Annotated in this window: 13 protein-coding genes; all 13 read left to right on the forward strand. The window is 64.3% G+C overall.

What is annotated here, in order from left to right; translation table 11 throughout:
- The first annotated feature begins 158 nt into the window (after positions 1-158).
- Entirely contained in the window at positions 159-719 is a 561-nt protein-coding gene (gene msuE / locus F6X62_RS12505) for an FMN reductase (protein ID WP_153773692.1), read from the forward strand.
- Between the two features lie 9 nt (positions 720-728).
- Positions 729-1,916 carry an acyl-CoA dehydrogenase family protein gene (locus F6X62_RS12510; RefSeq protein ID WP_153773693.1) on the forward strand — a complete coding sequence of 396 codons (1,188 nt, stop codon included), beginning with the start codon at positions 729-731 and terminating at the stop codon, positions 1,914-1,916.
- Between the two features lie 10 nt (positions 1,917-1,926).
- Entirely contained in the window at positions 1,927-3,042 is a 1,116-nt protein-coding gene (locus F6X62_RS12515; RefSeq protein WP_054890660.1) for a sigma-54-dependent Fis family transcriptional regulator, read from the forward strand.
- Between the two features lie 164 nt (positions 3,043-3,206).
- Entirely contained in the window at positions 3,207-4,559 is a 1,353-nt protein-coding gene (gene pvdM / locus F6X62_RS12520) for a pyoverdine-tailoring dipeptidase-like protein PvdM (RefSeq protein ID WP_153773694.1), read from the forward strand.
- Positions 4,560-4,574: 15 nt separating this feature from the next.
- Entirely contained in the window at positions 4,575-5,852 is a 1,278-nt protein-coding gene (locus F6X62_RS12525; protein ID WP_153773695.1) for an aminotransferase class V-fold PLP-dependent enzyme, read from the forward strand.
- 14 nt (positions 5,853-5,866) lie between these two features.
- Positions 5,867-6,727, forward strand: coding sequence for a formylglycine-generating enzyme family protein (locus F6X62_RS12530; protein WP_153773696.1), 861 nt, complete (start codon positions 5,867-5,869; stop codon positions 6,725-6,727).
- 115 nt (positions 6,728-6,842) lie between these two features.
- Complete coding sequence (locus tag F6X62_RS12535) at positions 6,843-8,177, forward strand: lysine N(6)-hydroxylase/L-ornithine N(5)-oxygenase family protein (protein ID WP_153773697.1); 1,335 nt, start codon at positions 6,843-6,845, stop codon at positions 8,175-8,177.
- A gap of 16 nt (positions 8,178-8,193) precedes the next feature.
- Positions 8,194-9,843 carry a cyclic peptide export ABC transporter gene (locus tag F6X62_RS12540; protein ID WP_153773698.1) on the forward strand — a complete coding sequence of 550 codons (1,650 nt, stop codon included), beginning with the start codon at positions 8,194-8,196 and terminating at the stop codon, positions 9,841-9,843.
- Between the two features lie 167 nt (positions 9,844-10,010).
- Positions 10,011-12,368 (forward strand): TonB-dependent siderophore receptor, encoded by a 2,358-nt coding sequence (locus F6X62_RS12545; protein WP_256674032.1) that lies wholly within the window; start codon positions 10,011-10,013, stop codon positions 12,366-12,368.
- 235 nt (positions 12,369-12,603) lie between these two features.
- Positions 12,604-13,407, forward strand: coding sequence for a 2,5-didehydrogluconate reductase DkgB (dkgB, locus tag F6X62_RS12550; RefSeq protein ID WP_153773699.1), 804 nt, complete (start codon positions 12,604-12,606; stop codon positions 13,405-13,407).
- Between the two features lie 79 nt (positions 13,408-13,486).
- On the forward strand, positions 13,487-14,668 hold the full coding sequence (locus F6X62_RS12555; protein WP_151924633.1) for an MFS transporter: 1,182 nt from the start codon (positions 13,487-13,489) through the stop codon (positions 14,666-14,668).
- Positions 14,669-14,858: 190 nt separating this feature from the next.
- Positions 14,859-15,137 carry a hypothetical protein gene (locus F6X62_RS12560; protein WP_153773700.1) on the forward strand — a complete coding sequence of 93 codons (279 nt, stop codon included), beginning with the start codon at positions 14,859-14,861 and terminating at the stop codon, positions 15,135-15,137.
- Positions 15,124-15,855, forward strand: a complete 732-nt coding sequence (locus F6X62_RS12565; RefSeq protein ID WP_153773701.1) for a zeta toxin family protein — start codon at positions 15,124-15,126, stop codon at positions 15,853-15,855. The genes F6X62_RS12560 and F6X62_RS12565 overlap by 14 nt, the downstream gene beginning before the upstream one ends.
- Positions 15,856-15,952 lie beyond the last annotated feature (97 nt).

Consider the following 15,952-nt stretch of genomic DNA (forward strand, 5'->3'; position numbering starts at 1 on the left):
ACTGTTTGCAGCGCAACACCTGATCAACACCCCGCTGCGCTGGCAACACGGCCGTTGTCGCAGAAATCGCGGCAACCCGTTGATTCAAAAGGAATCGAAACTTCGGCACGACGATTGCTCAAGCAAAGTCCCCCGCTCACCCGAACAGGAGACTCGCCATGAGCCCCCCCTTGAACGTCGTTGCCCTCTCCGGTGGTACTTCCCGCCCTTCGCGCACCCTGGCATTGACCGAAGCCATCCTCGCCGAACTTGGCCAGCATCTGCACATCCGGCCGCACCTCATCGAGCTGGGCGATATTGCCCGCCCACTGGGTGCTGCACTGTGGCGTAGCGAACTGCCCGACACCGTCGAGCAGCAACTGCAGCACATCGAACAGGCCGACCTGCTGGTGGTGACCACTCCGGTCTACCGGGGCAGCTTCCCGGGGCACTTCAAGCACCTGTTCGACCTGATCGGCCAGGACGCCCTGGTGGACACCCCGGTATTGCTGGCAGCCACCGGCGGCAGCGAGCGCCATGCGCTGGTGCTGGATCATCAGTTGCGCCCGTTGTTCAGTTTCCTGCAGGCACTGACCCTGCCCATCGGCGTCTATGCCAGCCAGGCCGAGCTGCAGGACTATCGCGTTTCCAGTGATGCTCTGGCTGCGCGCATCGGTCTGGCCGCCGAACGTGCCGTACCGCTGTTCGCCCCTCACCATCAGCTGCGCAAGAGTGCCTGAGTGACCACCATGAATGCACCCGTGACACCCTCCACGCGCCCGGCACTGGCCATTGCCCACGACCTGGCCGCCCAATTCGCCCTCACCGCTGTCGAACGCGACGAACGCGGCGGCACCCCCAAGGCCGAGCGTGATGCCCTGCGCGACAGCGGCCTGCTGTCACTGGCCATCCCCACGGCCTTCGGTGGCCAAGGGGCGACCTGGCGTGAAACCTTCGATGTGGTGCGTGCGTTCGCCCGGGTCGACAGCTCCATTGCTCACGTGTTCGGTTTCCACCACCTGATGCTGGCCACCGTGCGCCTGTTCTCGCGTCCTGACCAATGGCAACCCTGGTTCGAACAGACTGCGCGCAAGCATTGGTTCTGGGGCAATGCCCTCAACCCGCTGGACACGCGCACCCAGGTCAAGCACTTCGAGGGGTGGTGCGAGTTTTCCGGCAAGAAAAGCTTCTGCTCCGGCGCCAGCGACTCGGAAATGCTCATCGCCTCGGCGGTGGACGAACGCGCCGGCGGCAAATTGCTGATCGCCGCAATCCCCAGTGGTCGTACCGGCATCAGCCTGCACGGTGACTGGGACAACATCGGTCAACGCCAGACCGACAGCGGCAGCGCCACCTTCGAACGGGTGCGGGTCGAGCACAACGAACTGCTACTCGATCCCGGCCCGCTGAGCACGCCGTTCGCCGCCTTGCGTCCGCTGATCGCGCAACTGCACTTCGCCAACCTGTTCCTGGGTATCGCCGAAGGCGCCTTCGACGAAGCGCGCCAGTACACGCTGAAGGAAAGTCGCCCCTGGTTCCGTTCCAGCGCCAATGAGAGCCGCGAAGACCCCTATGTACTGCGCCACTATGGTGAGTTCTGGGTCGGCCTGGAAAGCGTGCGCCTGCTGATCCGCCGCGCCTGCGACCAGCTCGATGCGGCCTGGGCCCTTGAGCACGACCTGAGCGCCGAGGCGCGTGGCGACCTGGCCCTGGCCATCGGCACCGCCAAGGTTGCCGCAACGCGCCATGGGCTGGACATCTGCAACCGTCTGTTCGAAGTCACCGGCGCCCGCGCCACCCATGCCTCACTGCGCTTCGACCGGCACTGGCGCAACCTCAGGACCCAGACCCTGCACGACCCGGTGGACTATCGCATCCATGAACTGGGCGAGTGGGCGCTGAACGACAAACGCCCTGCCCCGTCCTTCTATTCCTAAAGGCACGTCCATGCAATTGCTGACCCTCCCCCCTTCACCGTCATTGGCTACCTCGATCAGGGCGACCGCACAGGTCTTCGAAGACCCCAGGTCGCAGGCGCTGCTCGCCCACCTGCAACAGGTCGCTCCCAGCGAGGCCAGCGTCCTGATCATTGGCGAGACCGGCACGGGCAAGGAGTTGGTCGCACGCCACATCCACAACCTCAGTGCCCGCCGCGACGGCCCGTTCGTTGCGGTCAACTGCGGCGCGTTTTCCGAGTCGCTGGTCGAGGCCGAACTGTTCGGCCATGAGAAAGGCGCCTTCACCGGCGCCCTTGCGTCCAAGGCCGGCTGGTTCGAGGAGGCGAACGGCGGCACGTTGTTCCTCGATGAAATCGGCGACCTGCCGCTGCCCATCCAGGTCAAGCTGCTGCGTGTGCTGCAGGAACGCGAAGTGGTGCGCCTGGGTTCACGCAAGAGCATCCCGATCAATGTGCGCGTGCTGGCCGCCACCAACGTGCAACTTGAAAAGGCCATCAACGCCGGGCACTTTCGCGAAGACCTGTACTACCGCCTGAACGTCGTCACCCTCTCGCTGCACCCGCTGCGCGAGCGGCCTGGCGATATCCTGCCGCTGGCGCGCCACTTCATCCGCAGCTACAGCGAGCGCCTGGGCTACGGCCCGGTGGAACTGGCAGCCGATGCCCAGGCCAAGCTGGTGGCCTACAGCTGGCCGGGCAACATCCGCGAGCTGGAGAACGTGATTCACCACAGTCTGCTGACCTGCGGCGACGGTTTGATCCATGCCCGCGACTTGCGCCTGTCGAACCTGCGCCTGGAACGTCAGGACGATCTGCCTTCGCCGGCCTCTGCCAGCAAGGACGGCGGCATCGATGAACTGCTGCAGCAGGCGTTCAGCCGGCTGTACGAGGAGCAGCCGGGAGACCTGTACGAGAAGGTGGAGAATGCGTTGCTGCGCTCGGCCTATCACTTCTGCCATTACAACCAGGTGCATACTGCGCAGTTGCTGGGGCTGTCGCGCAACGTCACGCGCACGCGACTGATCGCCATCGGCGAGCTGGTGGTGAACAAGCGCCGCGCACCGGAGCAGCCGTTGGACAACCGGATGGTGCGCCTGTCGATCTGAGCGCGTCATTATCTGTGCCACCCACCCAGGCGCGCTTTTCGCGGGTAAAGCCGCTGCTGCACGTAAATCTCGCCCCATGCCATTCGTCCACCTGATACCCGAACCCTGCCCGGCGGCTCCTTTGCCCGCCAGGCGGTTGCGATCAGCCCTGCAACGAGATGGCAATGACCAAGACCCGTTCCCGCAAAGCCCTGTACATAGGCCTGCCTCTGGCCCTGGTGGCCGCCCTCGGCAGTGCCGCCGGCTATTTTTACTGGCAACGCCAGGATGCCGGCTACCCGCACAAGATCGTCGAACAGGCCAACGCCCTGCATGAGCACATGCTCTCGTTCGATAGTCACATCACGGTGCCGCTGGACCTGGGCAGCACCGGCAACGAGATCGACAAGGACGGCCCGGGGCAGTTCGACCTGGTCAAGGCCAACCGCGGTCGTCTTTCCGGTGCGGCCCTCACCATCTTCGGTTGGCCGGAAATCTGGAATGGCCCCAACGCCCCGCACCGTCCTACCCCAGGCTTCGTCGACGAGGCGCGCCAGCAGCAGGAAGTGCGCTACAAGATCATCAGCGGCATGGTCCGCGACTTCCCCAACCAGGTCGGTATCGCCTATACCCCCGACGACTTCCGGCGCCTGAACGGCGAAGGCAAGTTCGCTATCTTCATCAGCATGCTCAACGCTTACCCGCTGGGCCACGACCTGTCGCAGCTCGACCTGTGGGCAGCACGCGGCATGCGCATGTTCGGCTTCAGCTACACCGGCAACAACGACTGGGCCGATTCCTCGCGCCCGCTGCCGTTCTTCAACGACACCGCCGACGCCCTGGGCGGCCTTTCGCCCTTGGGTGAACAGGCGGTCAAGCGCCTCAACGACCTGGGCGTGATCATCGATGTCTCGCAGATGTCGACCCTGGCCCTGGAAGACGTCGTGCGCCTGAGCCGCGCGCCGATCGTGGCCTCGCATTCGGCACCGCGGGCGCTGGTGGACATTCCGCGCAACCTGTCCGACAAGGAAATGCAGCTGATCAAGGACAGCGGCGGCGTGATCCAGGTGGTGGGCTTCGGCCAATACCTCAAGCCCCTGGGCAAGCCGGTGCTGGAAAAACTCGAGGCGCTGCGTGCGCGCTTCGACCTGCAACCCCTGCAGGGCCTGGCCAATGCCCTGATGCCGGGCGATGCGGTGATCGCCATCTGGCCTGAATCACGTTTCGGCGAGTACGCCAGCAGCCTGTACGGAATTCTTGAAGAAGAACCCAAGGCGACCCTCAAGCAGTACGCGGACGCCATCGACTACACGGTGAAGAAGGTGGGTATCGACCACGTCGGCCTCAGCTCGGACTTCAACGACGGCGGCGGCCTCGATGGCTGGAAGGATGTCAGCGAGATTCGCAACGTCACCGCCGAGCTGCTCAGCCGTGGCTACAGCGAAACCGATATCGCCAAGCTCTGGGCCGGCAACTTTCTGCGGGTCTGGGACCAGGTGCAAAAAGCCGGTCAACCTGTCGCCACCACCCAACACTGATCAAGGCCTGCCCGCATGAGCAACCGTCGTACCTTTCTCAAGCAGGCCGGCCTGGTCGCCGCGAGCCTGCCGCTGCTGCCTGGCGCCCTGGCTGCAACCTCGTCGCCAGCAACGCTCACCGGCACGGACAAATGGCGCAACCTGCGCACGCTGTTCCCGCTGGACCCGGACATCGCCCACTTCGCCAACTTCCTGGTCACCGCCCACCCGCGGCCGGTGCAGGAAGCGATCGACCGCCACCGCGCCGACCTCGACCGCAACCCCGCCGCCCTGATGGACTGGGAAAGCCAGTACGAATGGCAGCGCGAGGACGAAGTTCGTGACTGGGCTGCACGCTATCTGGAGGTCGGTCCGCGGCAGATCGCCCTGACCGGCAGCACCACCGAAGGCCTGGCCATGATCTATGGCGGCCTGCAGGTCGGCGCGAAGCAGGAGATCCTGACCACCGAGCACGAGCATTACTCCACCCACAAGACCCTGGCCTTCCGCACCCAGCGCGAGGGTACGCAGGTGCGCAAGATCCGCCTGTTCGACAACCCATGGGAAGTGTCCACCGACCAGGTGCTGACAACCCTGGAGCGCAATATCCGCCCAGAGACCCGCGTGCTGGGCATGACCTGGGTGCACTCGAGCAGCGGCGTCAAGCTGCCGGTCGGCGAGATCGGCGAACTGGTGCGCCGCCACAACCGCGACCGCAGTGAAGCCGAGCGCATCCTCTATGTGGTCGACGGCGTGCACGGCTTCGGCGTGGAGAACCAGCGCTTCGCCGACTTCAACTGCGACTACTTCATCGCCGGCACCCACAAGTGGATGTTCGGCCCGCGCGGCACCGGCATCATCTGCGCCGCCTCGACCGGCATGGATCACCTGACCCCCAGCGTCGCCACTTTCTCCCGCGATGAAGACTTCGCCACCATCATGACCCCCGGCGGCTACCACGCCTTCGAATACCGCTGGTCACTGGGCGAGGCGTTCAAGCTGCACCTGCAACTGGGCAAGGCCGATGTGCAGGCGCGCATCCACCAGCTCAATACCCTGCTCAAGGAGCGCCTGCTCGAAGACCGCCGCATCGAACTGGTGACGCCGCGCAGCGCGCAGTTCTCGGCAGGCTTCACCTTCTTCCGCGTGCCCGGCAAGGACCCGGATGCCTTCGCCGCCAAGCTGATCGCGGGCAAGGTGATGTGCGATGCCGTGGAGCGCGACGTTGGCCCCGTCATCCGCCTGGCGCCAGGTTTGCTCAACGACGAACAGCAGATCGACCGGGTCATGCACCTGATTACCCAGCAACTTTGAACAAGGCATCTCCCATGAGCACACCTCTGCACCGCCTCACCCTGGCCGCCGTGCTGGCCGCCTGCAGCCTGCCGGCCCTGGCCGCGCAGCCGTCGGACAAGCCCGGCACAGTGTTCCGCGACTGCGCCAGGACCTGCCCGGAAATGGTCGTGCTGCCTGCCGGCACCTTCACCATGGGCACCCCGCCCGACGAGATGGGTCGCCAGGATGACGAAGGTCCGCAGCACCCTGTGACCTTCGCCAAGCCATTCGCCATCAGCCGCTTCCAGATCACCGCCGGTGAATGGGCCGACTACCAGAAGGCCACCGGCGTCGTCATCGCCGACGGCGACGACCGCCCCGGACGGCGCTGCACCAATAGCAAGCCCAGCTACCCGCAAGGCCCTCGCCAGCCGGCGGTGTGCATGAGCTACGACGACATCGAGCGCTATGTGGCCTGGCTGTCGAAGAAGACCGGCAAGCATTACGCCATGGTCAGCGAAGCCCAGCGCGAATACGCCGCACGCGGCGGCAGCACCGGCATGTTCCCGTTCGAGCCGGACGCCAACCTCGAGATCAGCAAGAACGCCAACGTCTACGGCCCCAAGGATGGCTACAGCTTCAGCTCGCCGGTCGGCAGCTTCCCGGCCAACGCCTTCGGCGTCTACGACATGCACGGCAATGTCTACGAATGGGTCGCCGACTGCTACCACGACAGCTATGTCGGCGCCCCCGCCGACGGCAGCGCGCGCACCGAGGCGGGCTGCACGCAGATCTCCATCCGTGGCAACGACTGGGGTGAAGCGCCGATCTTCTCGCGTTCGGGCAACCGCAACACCACGGTTCGCGACGACCGTGGCGACTGGCTTGGTTTTCGGGTAGTCCGCGAGCTCTGAGGCGCCACGCGGCGGTAAATTCTCCCACCCTCGGCTCGTTCCTATCGGTGTACTTGCGCAGGACTCGGGGCGCCCCACGCGGCGCCCCCACTCGACCATCCAAGGAACCGCAACCATGAGCCAGACCTCTTCGCCCGACAAAATCCACGACCTCATCGGCGTCGGCTTCGGCCCTTCCAACCTGGCACTGGCCATTGCCCTGGAAGAGCTCGCCGAAACCAACGGCCACGCCCTCGACGCGCTGTTCATCGACAAGCAGAGCGACTACCGCTGGCACGGCAATACCCTGGCTACCCAGAGCGAGCTGCAGATCTCCTTCCTCAAGGACCTGGTCTCGCTGCGCAACCCCACCAGCCCCTACAGCTTCGTCAATTACCTGCACCAAAAGCAGCGCCTGGCCGACTTCATCAACCTGGGCACCTTCTACCCTTGCCGCCTGGAGTACAACGACTACCTGCGCTGGGCCGCCGAACATTTCGCCACCCAGGCGGTGTATGGCGAGGAAGTGCTGCGCATCGAACCGGAACTGCGTGATGGCCGGGTCGATCACCTGCGCCTGGTCTCGCGTGACCAGCACGGCCAGGAGCACCAGCGCCGGGCCCGCTCGGTGGTGGTCGGCAGCGGCGGCACGCCCAAGGTTCCCGATGCCTTCCGCCCGTTCAAGAACGACCCGCGTGTGTTCCACCACTCCCAGTACCTGAGCGCCCTGCAGCAACTGCCGTGCAACAGCGGCAAGCCCATGCGCATCGCCGTGATCGGGTCGGGCCAGAGCGCCGCCGAGGCCTTCATCGACCTCAACGACAGCTACCCGTCGGTCAAGGTCGACATGATCCTGCGCGCCTCGGCACTCAAGCCTGCCGACGACAGCCCGTTCGTCAACGAAATCTTCGCCCCCGAGTACACAGACCTGGTGTTCAACCAGCCGCACGCCGAACGCGAGAAACTGATCGGCGAGTACCACAACACCAACTACTCGGTGGTCGACCTCGACCTGCTCGAACGCATCTACGGCATCCTGTACCGCCAGAAAGTCGCCCATCAGTACCGCCATGCCGTGCTGTGCCGACGCACCATCGAAACGGTGGTGGACACCGCAGAAGGCATCGAGCTGACCCTGCGCGACCTGGCCACCGACGTTCGCCAGACCCACCGCTACGACGCGGTGATCCTCGCCACCGGCTACGAGCGCCGCTCCCATCGCGAGCTGCTGGCTCCGCTGCAGCAGCACCTGAAAGACTTCGAGGTCGACCGCGACTACCGCGCCCTGGCCAGCCCCGAGTTCGGTGCCAGCGTCTACCTGCAAGGCTTCTGCGAAGCCTCGCATGGGCTCAGCGACACCCTGCTGTCGGTGCTGCCGTCACGTGCCGCAGAAATCGGTCAGTCGCTTTATCAGCATCTGGGCAAGCAGGCCAGCAACGCCCCCGCCGCGCTGCGCATGACCAGCGCCTGAAGACAGGAACCTTCCGATGAGCAAACAACCCCGTGGGGCCGTGCGTGAGCTGTTGACGCTGCTGCGGCCCTTCTGGCCGGTGGTCGCCCTGTCGATTGCCCTGGGCATGGTCGGTGGCCTGAGCGTCACCGCCCTGTTGGCCACCATCAACAACGGGCTGCACACCGAAGGCGGGCTGAGCCAGGGGCTGGTGCTGGGCTTCGTCGGGCTGTGTGCCCTGGCGTTGGTCAGCAGCATCCTCTCCGACATCGGCACCAACCAGGTGGGCCAGCACATCATCGCCAAGCTGCGCAAGGAGCTGGGCGAGAAGGTGCTGGCGGCACCGATCGAACAGATCGAGCGCTTTCGCAGCCACCGCCTGATCCCGGTTCTTACCCATGACGTGGACACCATCAGCGACTTCGCTTTCGCCTTCGCGCCACTGGCGATTTCGCTGACCGTCACCCTGGGCTGCCTGGGCTACCTGGCGATGCTGTCCTGGCCGATGTTCCTGATGATGCTGGCTGCGCTGGCCATTGGCATCGCCATCCAGTCGGTGGCGCAGTCCCGTGGTATTCGTGGGTTCATGGCGGCGCGCGATGCCGAAGACCAGTTGCAGAAGCACTACAGTGCAATCGCCGCCGGTGCCAAGGAGCTGCGGATCCACCGCCCGCGCCGCCAGCGCATGTTCCAGCACGGCATCAGCGACACCGCCGAACGGATCCGTGATCTGCAGACACGCTCGATCAACACCTTCGTGGTCGCCAAGAGCCTGGGCTCGATGCTGTTCTTCGTGGTCATCGGCCTGGCCCTGGTACTGCAATCGCTCTGGCCCAGTGCCGATGCCAGCGTCATGAGCGGCTTCGTGCTGGTGCTGCTGTACATGAAAGGGCCGCTGGAGCACCTGATCAGCACCCTGCCGATCATTGGCCGGGCGCGCATTGCCTTCCAGCGTATTGCCGAGCTGTCGGAGCGTTTCGCCACCCCGGAACCTCACCTGTTGCTGGCCGACTCCGGTCAAGCCGCACCACAGGTGCACAGCCTGGAACTGAGCGATGTCGGCTTTGCCTTCCCGGCGGTCGGCGGTGCCCGCCCCTTCACCCTCGGGCCGGTCAACCTGAAGATTGCCCAAGGCGACATCGTGTTCATCGTCGGCGAGAACGGCTGCGGCAAGACCACTCTGATCAAGCTGCTGCTGGGGCTCTATGCTCCCCAGCAAGGCCAGATCAAGGTCAATGGCAAGGCCGTGGATGCCGAATCGCGGGACGATTACCGCCAACTGTTCACCACGGTCTTCGCCGACTACTACCTGTTCGATGACCTGGTGCAGGGCGACCAGGCGATTCCCGAGGATGCCAACCAGTACCTGGAGCGCCTGGAAATCGCCCACAAGGTCAAGGTCAGTGACGGCCAGTTCAGCACCACCGACCTGTCCACCGGGCAACGCAAGCGCCTGGCGCTGGTCAATGCCTGGATCGAACAACGCCCGGTGCTGGTCTTCGACGAATGGGCCGCCGACCAGGATCCGACCTTCCGCCGCATCTTCTATACCGAGCTGCTCCCGGACCTCAAGCGCCTGGGCAAGACCATCATCGTGATCTCCCACGATGACCGCTACTTCGACATGGCCGACCAGCTCGTGAGGCTGGAGGCCGGCAAGGTCGTCGAGGAACTTTCACCCGCCTGAAAAAAAACAGAACCGGATTTTTCCGGTTCTGCTGTATTTGTGCGTCTCACTACATGTAATGCAAATCATTATCCACAACATAATCATAGAGTCTGCCAATGCACTTCTTCCCTACCCTCCGCCCGTTGTCAAAGGCCATGCTTGTCCGGCGCCTCATGGCGTCCGGCTTGCCCGCCACCGCTGTCGGCATGATGCTGGCAGCGCCGATGGTTGCCCAGGCCCAGCAAGTGGCCTTCAACATTCCCCAGCAGGCGCTTGGTAGCGCGTTGATTGCGTTCGGGCAGCAGAGCCAGTGGCAACTGCTGTACTCTCCCGAGCAGATCAGCGGCCTGCGCAGCAGCGCGGTCAAGGGCTCGCTGGAGCCCGATGCCGCACTGCGCCAATTGCTCGGCGGCACGGGCCTGGGCTACAGCGTCAACGGCACCACCGTGACCATCAGCGGCCGTAGGGAAGGCGGCGCGGTGGAACTGGGGGCGACCAACGTCAACGCTGGCGTACTGGGCGAGACCACCGAAGGCACAGGCTCGTACACCACAGGCTCCATGAGCACGGCGACCAAGCTGCCGACGTCGTTGCGCCACACGCCGCAGTCGGTCACGGTGCTGACCCGCCAGCGCATGAACGACCAGAACATGCAGACCCTCGAAGACGTCTCGCTGTACACCCCTGGCCTCACCCTGCGCAAGACCGGCGGTGAACGTCCGACCTTCTATTCACGCGGCACCTCGGTCGACAACATCATGATCGACGGCCTGCCAGTGGCCTACGATACCGACACCCTCGGCACCTCGATGCTGTCGATGTTCGATCGCGTGGAAGTGGTGCGCGGCGCCTCCGGCCTGATGGTCGGTGCCGGCAACCCGTCGGGGACGTTGAACCTGATCCGCAAGCGACCAACTATCGAGCCGCAGATGTCGATCACCACCAGCGCAGGCTCGTGGAACAACTTTCGTACCGAACTCGACGCCAGCAGCAAGCTCAACGACAGCGGCAGCGTACGGGGTCGCGCCGTCGTCGCGCTGCAGGACAAGGACAGCTTCGTCGACGACTACAGCAACAAACGCCAGTTGATGTACGGCATCACCGAATTCGACCTGACTGACGACACCACCCTCACCTTGGGCGGCTACTACAACCGCGAGGACAACCCTGGTGCCGATTGGTCCGGGCTGCCGACCTACGCCAACGGCAACTTCCTGCCGATCTCCCGCTCACACCGCATGAGCCCGTCCTGGACCTACTGGGACAAGAAGAACAAGAGCGTCTTCGCCGAGATCGAGCACCACTTCGACAATGACTGGAAGCTGCGCCTGAACACCACCTGGCTGCGCGGTGAGATGGACATGCTCGGCACCAGTTTCTATCGCCTCGACCAGGCGGCCGACACCCTGCAGCTCAACGTAGGCCGCTACACCTACGAGCACACCCAGAAGAGCGTCGATGGCTATGTCAGTGGCCCGTTCAGCCTGTTCGGTCGCACCCACGAACTGGTGCTCGGTGGCAGCTACCGCCACGACCGCACCGACGACGGCCCTGGCGGCGGCCCGCTGGGCACCTTCGATTACCCGGTCGATCCGCTGTCGTTCGACTTCGGCTCGGTGCCCAAGCCCGAGATCGACTTCAACTGGTCGCGCAAGGGCAAGGTCGAGCAGTCCAGCACCTACGCCACCGTTCGCTTCAACATCCAGGACGACCTCAAGCTGACCCTCGGCTCGCGTCTGGACTGGTATGAATACGAACAGCAGACCCAGTCCGGCGACTTCGCCTTTGGCGGCAGCTCCAAGGCCACCCGCGAGTTCACGCCCTATGCCGGCGTGGTCTACGACCTGAACGACACCTACTCGGTGTACGCCAGCTGGACGCGTATCTTCAAGCCACAGGAATCCCGCTCGGCCACCGGCTCCATCCTCGACCCGGTCACCGGCACCAACTACGAGACCGGGATCAAGGGCGAATACTTCGGCGGCGCCCTGAACGTGAGCCTGGCCTACTTCCAGTTGAACCAGGAAAACCTCGCCAAGGCCCTGCCACAGTCGTCCTGCCCGGACCTCTCCGACGGCTGCTACGAGGCGGCGGGCGAAGTCGAAACCAAGGGCGTCGAGCTGGAAGTGCAAGGCATGCTCGCCGAGGGCTGGCAGGCGTCGGTCGGCTACACCTATGCCGCCGCCAAGTACGCCAAGGAAACCGGTACTCAACAGAAGGGCGACCGCTTCGACAGCGACACCCCTTACAACCTGTTCAAGGTCAACACCGTGTACCAGTTGCCGGGTGACCTGAACCAGTGGAGCATCGGTGGCGGCTTCCGTACCCAGAGCCGGGCCTATACCAGCTTCGGTGTGCAACAGGGCGGCTACAGCGTGACCGACCTGATGACCGCCTACCGGATCAACAAGCACTTCACCGTGCAAGGCAACCTGAACAACGTGTTCGACAAGCGTTACTACCAGAACATCAGCAACCCGGCCGGGGCCAACATCTTCGGCGATCCACGCAACTTCACCGTCACCATGAGGTGGACGCTGTAACCTCTGCACCCTCGGGCCTGCCAGTCAGGCCCGATCCATTCTGGCGCGATCGAAACGCCCACCGTGCGAAGCAATCACCCGCTATTGATGACTCCAGGTCAAAAGACCTTGCCCCACGCCCCTCTTAATCAACCCCGCTGCAACCTTCAAACTGCTCCCCACTCGAATGGTCGATGTGTCCAGGCGCCAGCGCCTCCCGATCGATCCCGAATTCCCCCATAGCAGGAGCAGATCCATGAGCATTCCATCCTTCGGCCTCGGCACCTTCCGCCTCACCGGCCAAGCCGTCATCGACTCGGTCAAGTCCGCGCTGGAGCTGGGCTACCGGGTCATCGACACTGCGCAAATCTACAAGAACGAGGCCGACGTCGGCCAGGCCATCGCCGAAAGCGGTGTGCCTCGTGAGGAGCTGTTCATCACCACCAAGATCTGGACCGACAGCTATGCTGCCGACAAGCTGATCCCCAGCCTGCGCGAGAGCCTGGCCAAGCTGCGCACCGATCATGTCGACCTGACCCTGATCCACTGGCCCGCCCCAGGCAACGGTGTCGAGCTGCGCGAATTCATGGGCGCCCTGGCCGAAGCCAAGAAGCTCGGCCTGACCCGCCAGATCGGCATCTCCAACTTCAACATCGAGCTGACCCGCCAGGCCATCGATGTGGTTGGCAAGGGCGAGATCGCCACCAACCAGATCGAGCTCAGCCCCTACCTGCAGAACCGCAAGCTCACTGCTTTCCTCAAGGAACAGGGCATCGCCGTCACGTCGTACATGACCCTGGCCTACGGCAAGGTGCTCAAGGACCCGGTACTGGCCAAGATCGCTGCCAAGCACAAGGCCACGGTGGCCCAGGTCGCCCTGGCGTGGGCGCTGCAACTGGGCTATGCCGTCATCCCCTCCTCCACCAAGCGCGAGAACCTGGCCAGCAACCTGCTTGCCCGTGACCTGCACCTGGACGAAGAGGACATGGCGCAGATCGCAGACCTGGAGCGTAATGGCCGCGAAGTCAGCCCGGACGGCCTGGCGCCGGCCTGGGACTGATGCCTCGTCGCACTTGGGCGTCGACTGCGGTCGACGCCACACCCGACATTCCTGAAGTCGCCATAACCCGGAGTTTCCGATGAGCGCGCTTTCCCCTAAACGGGTCCTGTTTGCCCTGGCCATCGGCGCCTTCGGCATCGGCACCACCGAATTCGCCCCCATGGGCCTGCTGCCGGTCATTGCCGAAGGTGTCAACGCCAGCATCCCCACTGCCGGCATGCTGGTCACCGCCTACGCCATCGGCGTGATGGTCGGCGCACCGATCATGACCCTGCTGTTCAGCCGCTTCGGCAAGCGTGCTGCACTGATGATGCTGATGAGCATCTTCACCGTCGGCAACCTGCTGTCGGCGCTGTCGCCGGACTACTACACCCTGCTGGCCTCGCGCCTGATCACCAGCCTCAACCACGGCGCATTCTTCGGCCTGGGCGCGGTAGTCGCGGCCAGCGTGGTGCCCAAGGACAAGCAGGCCAGTGCCATTGCCACCATGTTCATGGGCTTGACCATCGCCAATATCGGCGGCGTGCCGGCCGCCACCTGGATCGGCCAGCAGATCGGCTGGCGCATGGCCTTCGCCGGCACCGCCGTGCTCGGTCTGATCGCCATCAGTGCCTTGTGGTACGCCCTGCCCAAAGGCGAGCGTGGCAGCGTGCCGCATGTGCGCAAGGAACTGGCGGTGATCGCCCGCCCAAGCGTGCTGCTGGCGATGGCCACCACGGTGCTCGGCGCAGGCGCCATGTTCACGCTGTACACCTATGTGGCCCCGGTGCTTGCGGAATTGACCGGTGCCTCCAATGCGTTCGTCACACTGGGCCTGGTACTGATCGGTGTCGGTTTCACCCTCGGCAACAGCCTTGGAGGTCGTCTGGCCGACTGGTCGCTGGACGGCGCGGCACGGATCTTCCTCGGTACCCTGGCGGTGATCATGCTGCTGATGCCGTTGGTGCTGGGTAGCCATGTCGGTGCTGCGCTGGCCCTGCTGGTCTGGGGAGTATTCACCTTCGCCGTGGTGCCGCCGCTGCAGATGCGGGTGATGATCGCGGCGGCCGAGGCCCCAGGCCTGGCCTCGTCGATCAACGTGGGTGCATTCAACCTTGGCAATGCGGTCGGTGCCGCACTGGGCGGCGCGGTGATCAGCCTGGACCTGGGCTACGCCGCGGTGCCGATGGCCGGCGGTTTGCTGTCGGCGGCCGCGCTGCTGCTGGTATGGCTGGGTGGACGCAACAAGGTGGCGAACAGCACCATCAGCGAAGCGCTGTAAGCGCGGTACAGGGCTCTTCGGAGGGGGACTACAGGTAATGGGGAAACGCTGAACCGCGTCTTCTGCCAGTATCGAATGGCCCCTCTTCAGGACCTTCGCCATGCCACCTGCTGATGTTTTCCTGCGCGGCCAGCGCTATGATGCTCCTCATGCACACAGCCCCTTCGTGGCTGACCGGAGGTACATCACGATGACCGCAAAAGCCAGGAAAGTCTCCGAACCTGAGCTCGACGCTCTTGAGCAGACCGTGCCCGAGCATGCCCGTGAGGCGACACTCAGCGCCTATCAGCGCGCCCTGCAGATGAGCCAGCAGGGGGTGCTGACCACTGACGACGGCGAACTGGTCAGGGTCAGCGCGGATGGCGCCCGGACCGTCCTGGCCAAGGCCGGCCCACGGCGCAGGGTCAAGCTCGGCGAGGTTGTCACCGTTCGCAAGGTCGATGACAGCAGCGCCGGTGAGCGTGCCTAGGCTGCGGGTCTTTGCCGGTCCGAACGGCTCCGGCAAGAGCACCATCAAGGCCAGCCTGCCCGCCGCACTGACCCGCCTGTTCGTCAATGCCGACGAGCTGGAAAGCCAGGCCAAGGCCAGCGGCTTCATCGACCTCTCCCTCTTCGGCATCCAGGCCACGCTGCCTGACTTGCTGGCGTTCCACCTCGAGCACCCCTTGATCATCAGCAAGCGACTTGCCGGGCAGGTCGGGCGACTGGGGCTCGAGGCGCAGCGGATCGACTACCGTGCGGTACGCATGGATGCCTACTTCGCCTCGGTCATCGCCGACTTCATCCGCCAGCGCCTGCTCGAAGCCAGGGCCAGCTTCACCTTCGAGACCGTCATGTCCCATGGCAGCAAGATCGAGTTCATGCGCCAGGCACAAGCCAGTGGCTACCGCACCTACCTCTACTTCGTCTCGACGGAGAACCCGGAAATCAACATTGACCGGGTGGCCATCCGTGTCCGCCAGGGCGGGCATCCGGTCAGGCCTGACCTGGTGCGCAGTCGCTATGGACGTTCGCTCGACCTGTTACCGGAGGCCATCGCCGCTAGCAACCGGGCCTATGTATTCGACAACTCGCAGCAGAGCGCGCTATGGCTCGCAGAGATCACCGATGGCACGCAGTTGGAGTATCGCACCGAGGAGATCCCGGACTGGTTCTTTGAGGCCTATGTGGACGAAGTCGAACCCTGAGGCTGGTCCATGATTATTCCACTTGCCGCAATTATGAACTGCCGCTTGCACTGATTCCCAGCGAACACGCTTGAGCCTACGCTTCATCCATCAGGCC

It is taken from the genome of Pseudomonas sp. MNR3A, from assembly GCF_009650575.1.
GTDB classification, from domain to species: Bacteria; Pseudomonadota; Gammaproteobacteria; order Pseudomonadales; family Pseudomonadaceae; genus Aquipseudomonas; species Aquipseudomonas machongensis.

What these genes read in the sequence shown, in the direction of transcription:
- F6X62_RS12525 (WP_153773695.1), top strand. Translation starts at nt 4,575, where the DNA reads ATGAGCAACCGTCGTACCTTTCTCAAGCAGGCCGGCCTGGTCGCCGCG.
- F6X62_RS12510 (WP_153773693.1), top strand. Translation starts at nt 729, where the DNA reads ATGAATGCACCCGTGACACCCTCCACGCGCCCGGCACTGGCCATTGCC.
- pvdM (WP_153773694.1), top strand. Translation starts at nt 3,207, where the DNA reads ATGACCAAGACCCGTTCCCGCAAAGCCCTGTACATAGGCCTGCCTCTG.
- F6X62_RS12535 (WP_153773697.1), top strand. Translation starts at nt 6,843, where the DNA reads ATGAGCCAGACCTCTTCGCCCGACAAAATCCACGACCTCATCGGCGTC.
- msuE (WP_153773692.1), top strand. Translation starts at nt 159, where the DNA reads ATGAGCCCCCCCTTGAACGTCGTTGCCCTCTCCGGTGGTACTTCCCGC.
- F6X62_RS12530 (WP_153773696.1), top strand. Translation starts at nt 5,867, where the DNA reads ATGAGCACACCTCTGCACCGCCTCACCCTGGCCGCCGTGCTGGCCGCC.
- F6X62_RS12540 (WP_153773698.1), top strand. Translation starts at nt 8,194, where the DNA reads ATGAGCAAACAACCCCGTGGGGCCGTGCGTGAGCTGTTGACGCTGCTG.
- F6X62_RS12515 (WP_054890660.1), top strand. Translation starts at nt 1,927, where the DNA reads ATGCAATTGCTGACCCTCCCCCCTTCACCGTCATTGGCTACCTCGATC.
- dkgB (WP_153773699.1), top strand. Translation starts at nt 12,604, where the DNA reads ATGAGCATTCCATCCTTCGGCCTCGGCACCTTCCGCCTCACCGGCCAA.
- F6X62_RS12555 (WP_151924633.1), top strand. Translation starts at nt 13,487, where the DNA reads ATGAGCGCGCTTTCCCCTAAACGGGTCCTGTTTGCCCTGGCCATCGGC.
- F6X62_RS12560 (WP_153773700.1), top strand. Translation starts at nt 14,859, where the DNA reads ATGACCGCAAAAGCCAGGAAAGTCTCCGAACCTGAGCTCGACGCTCTT.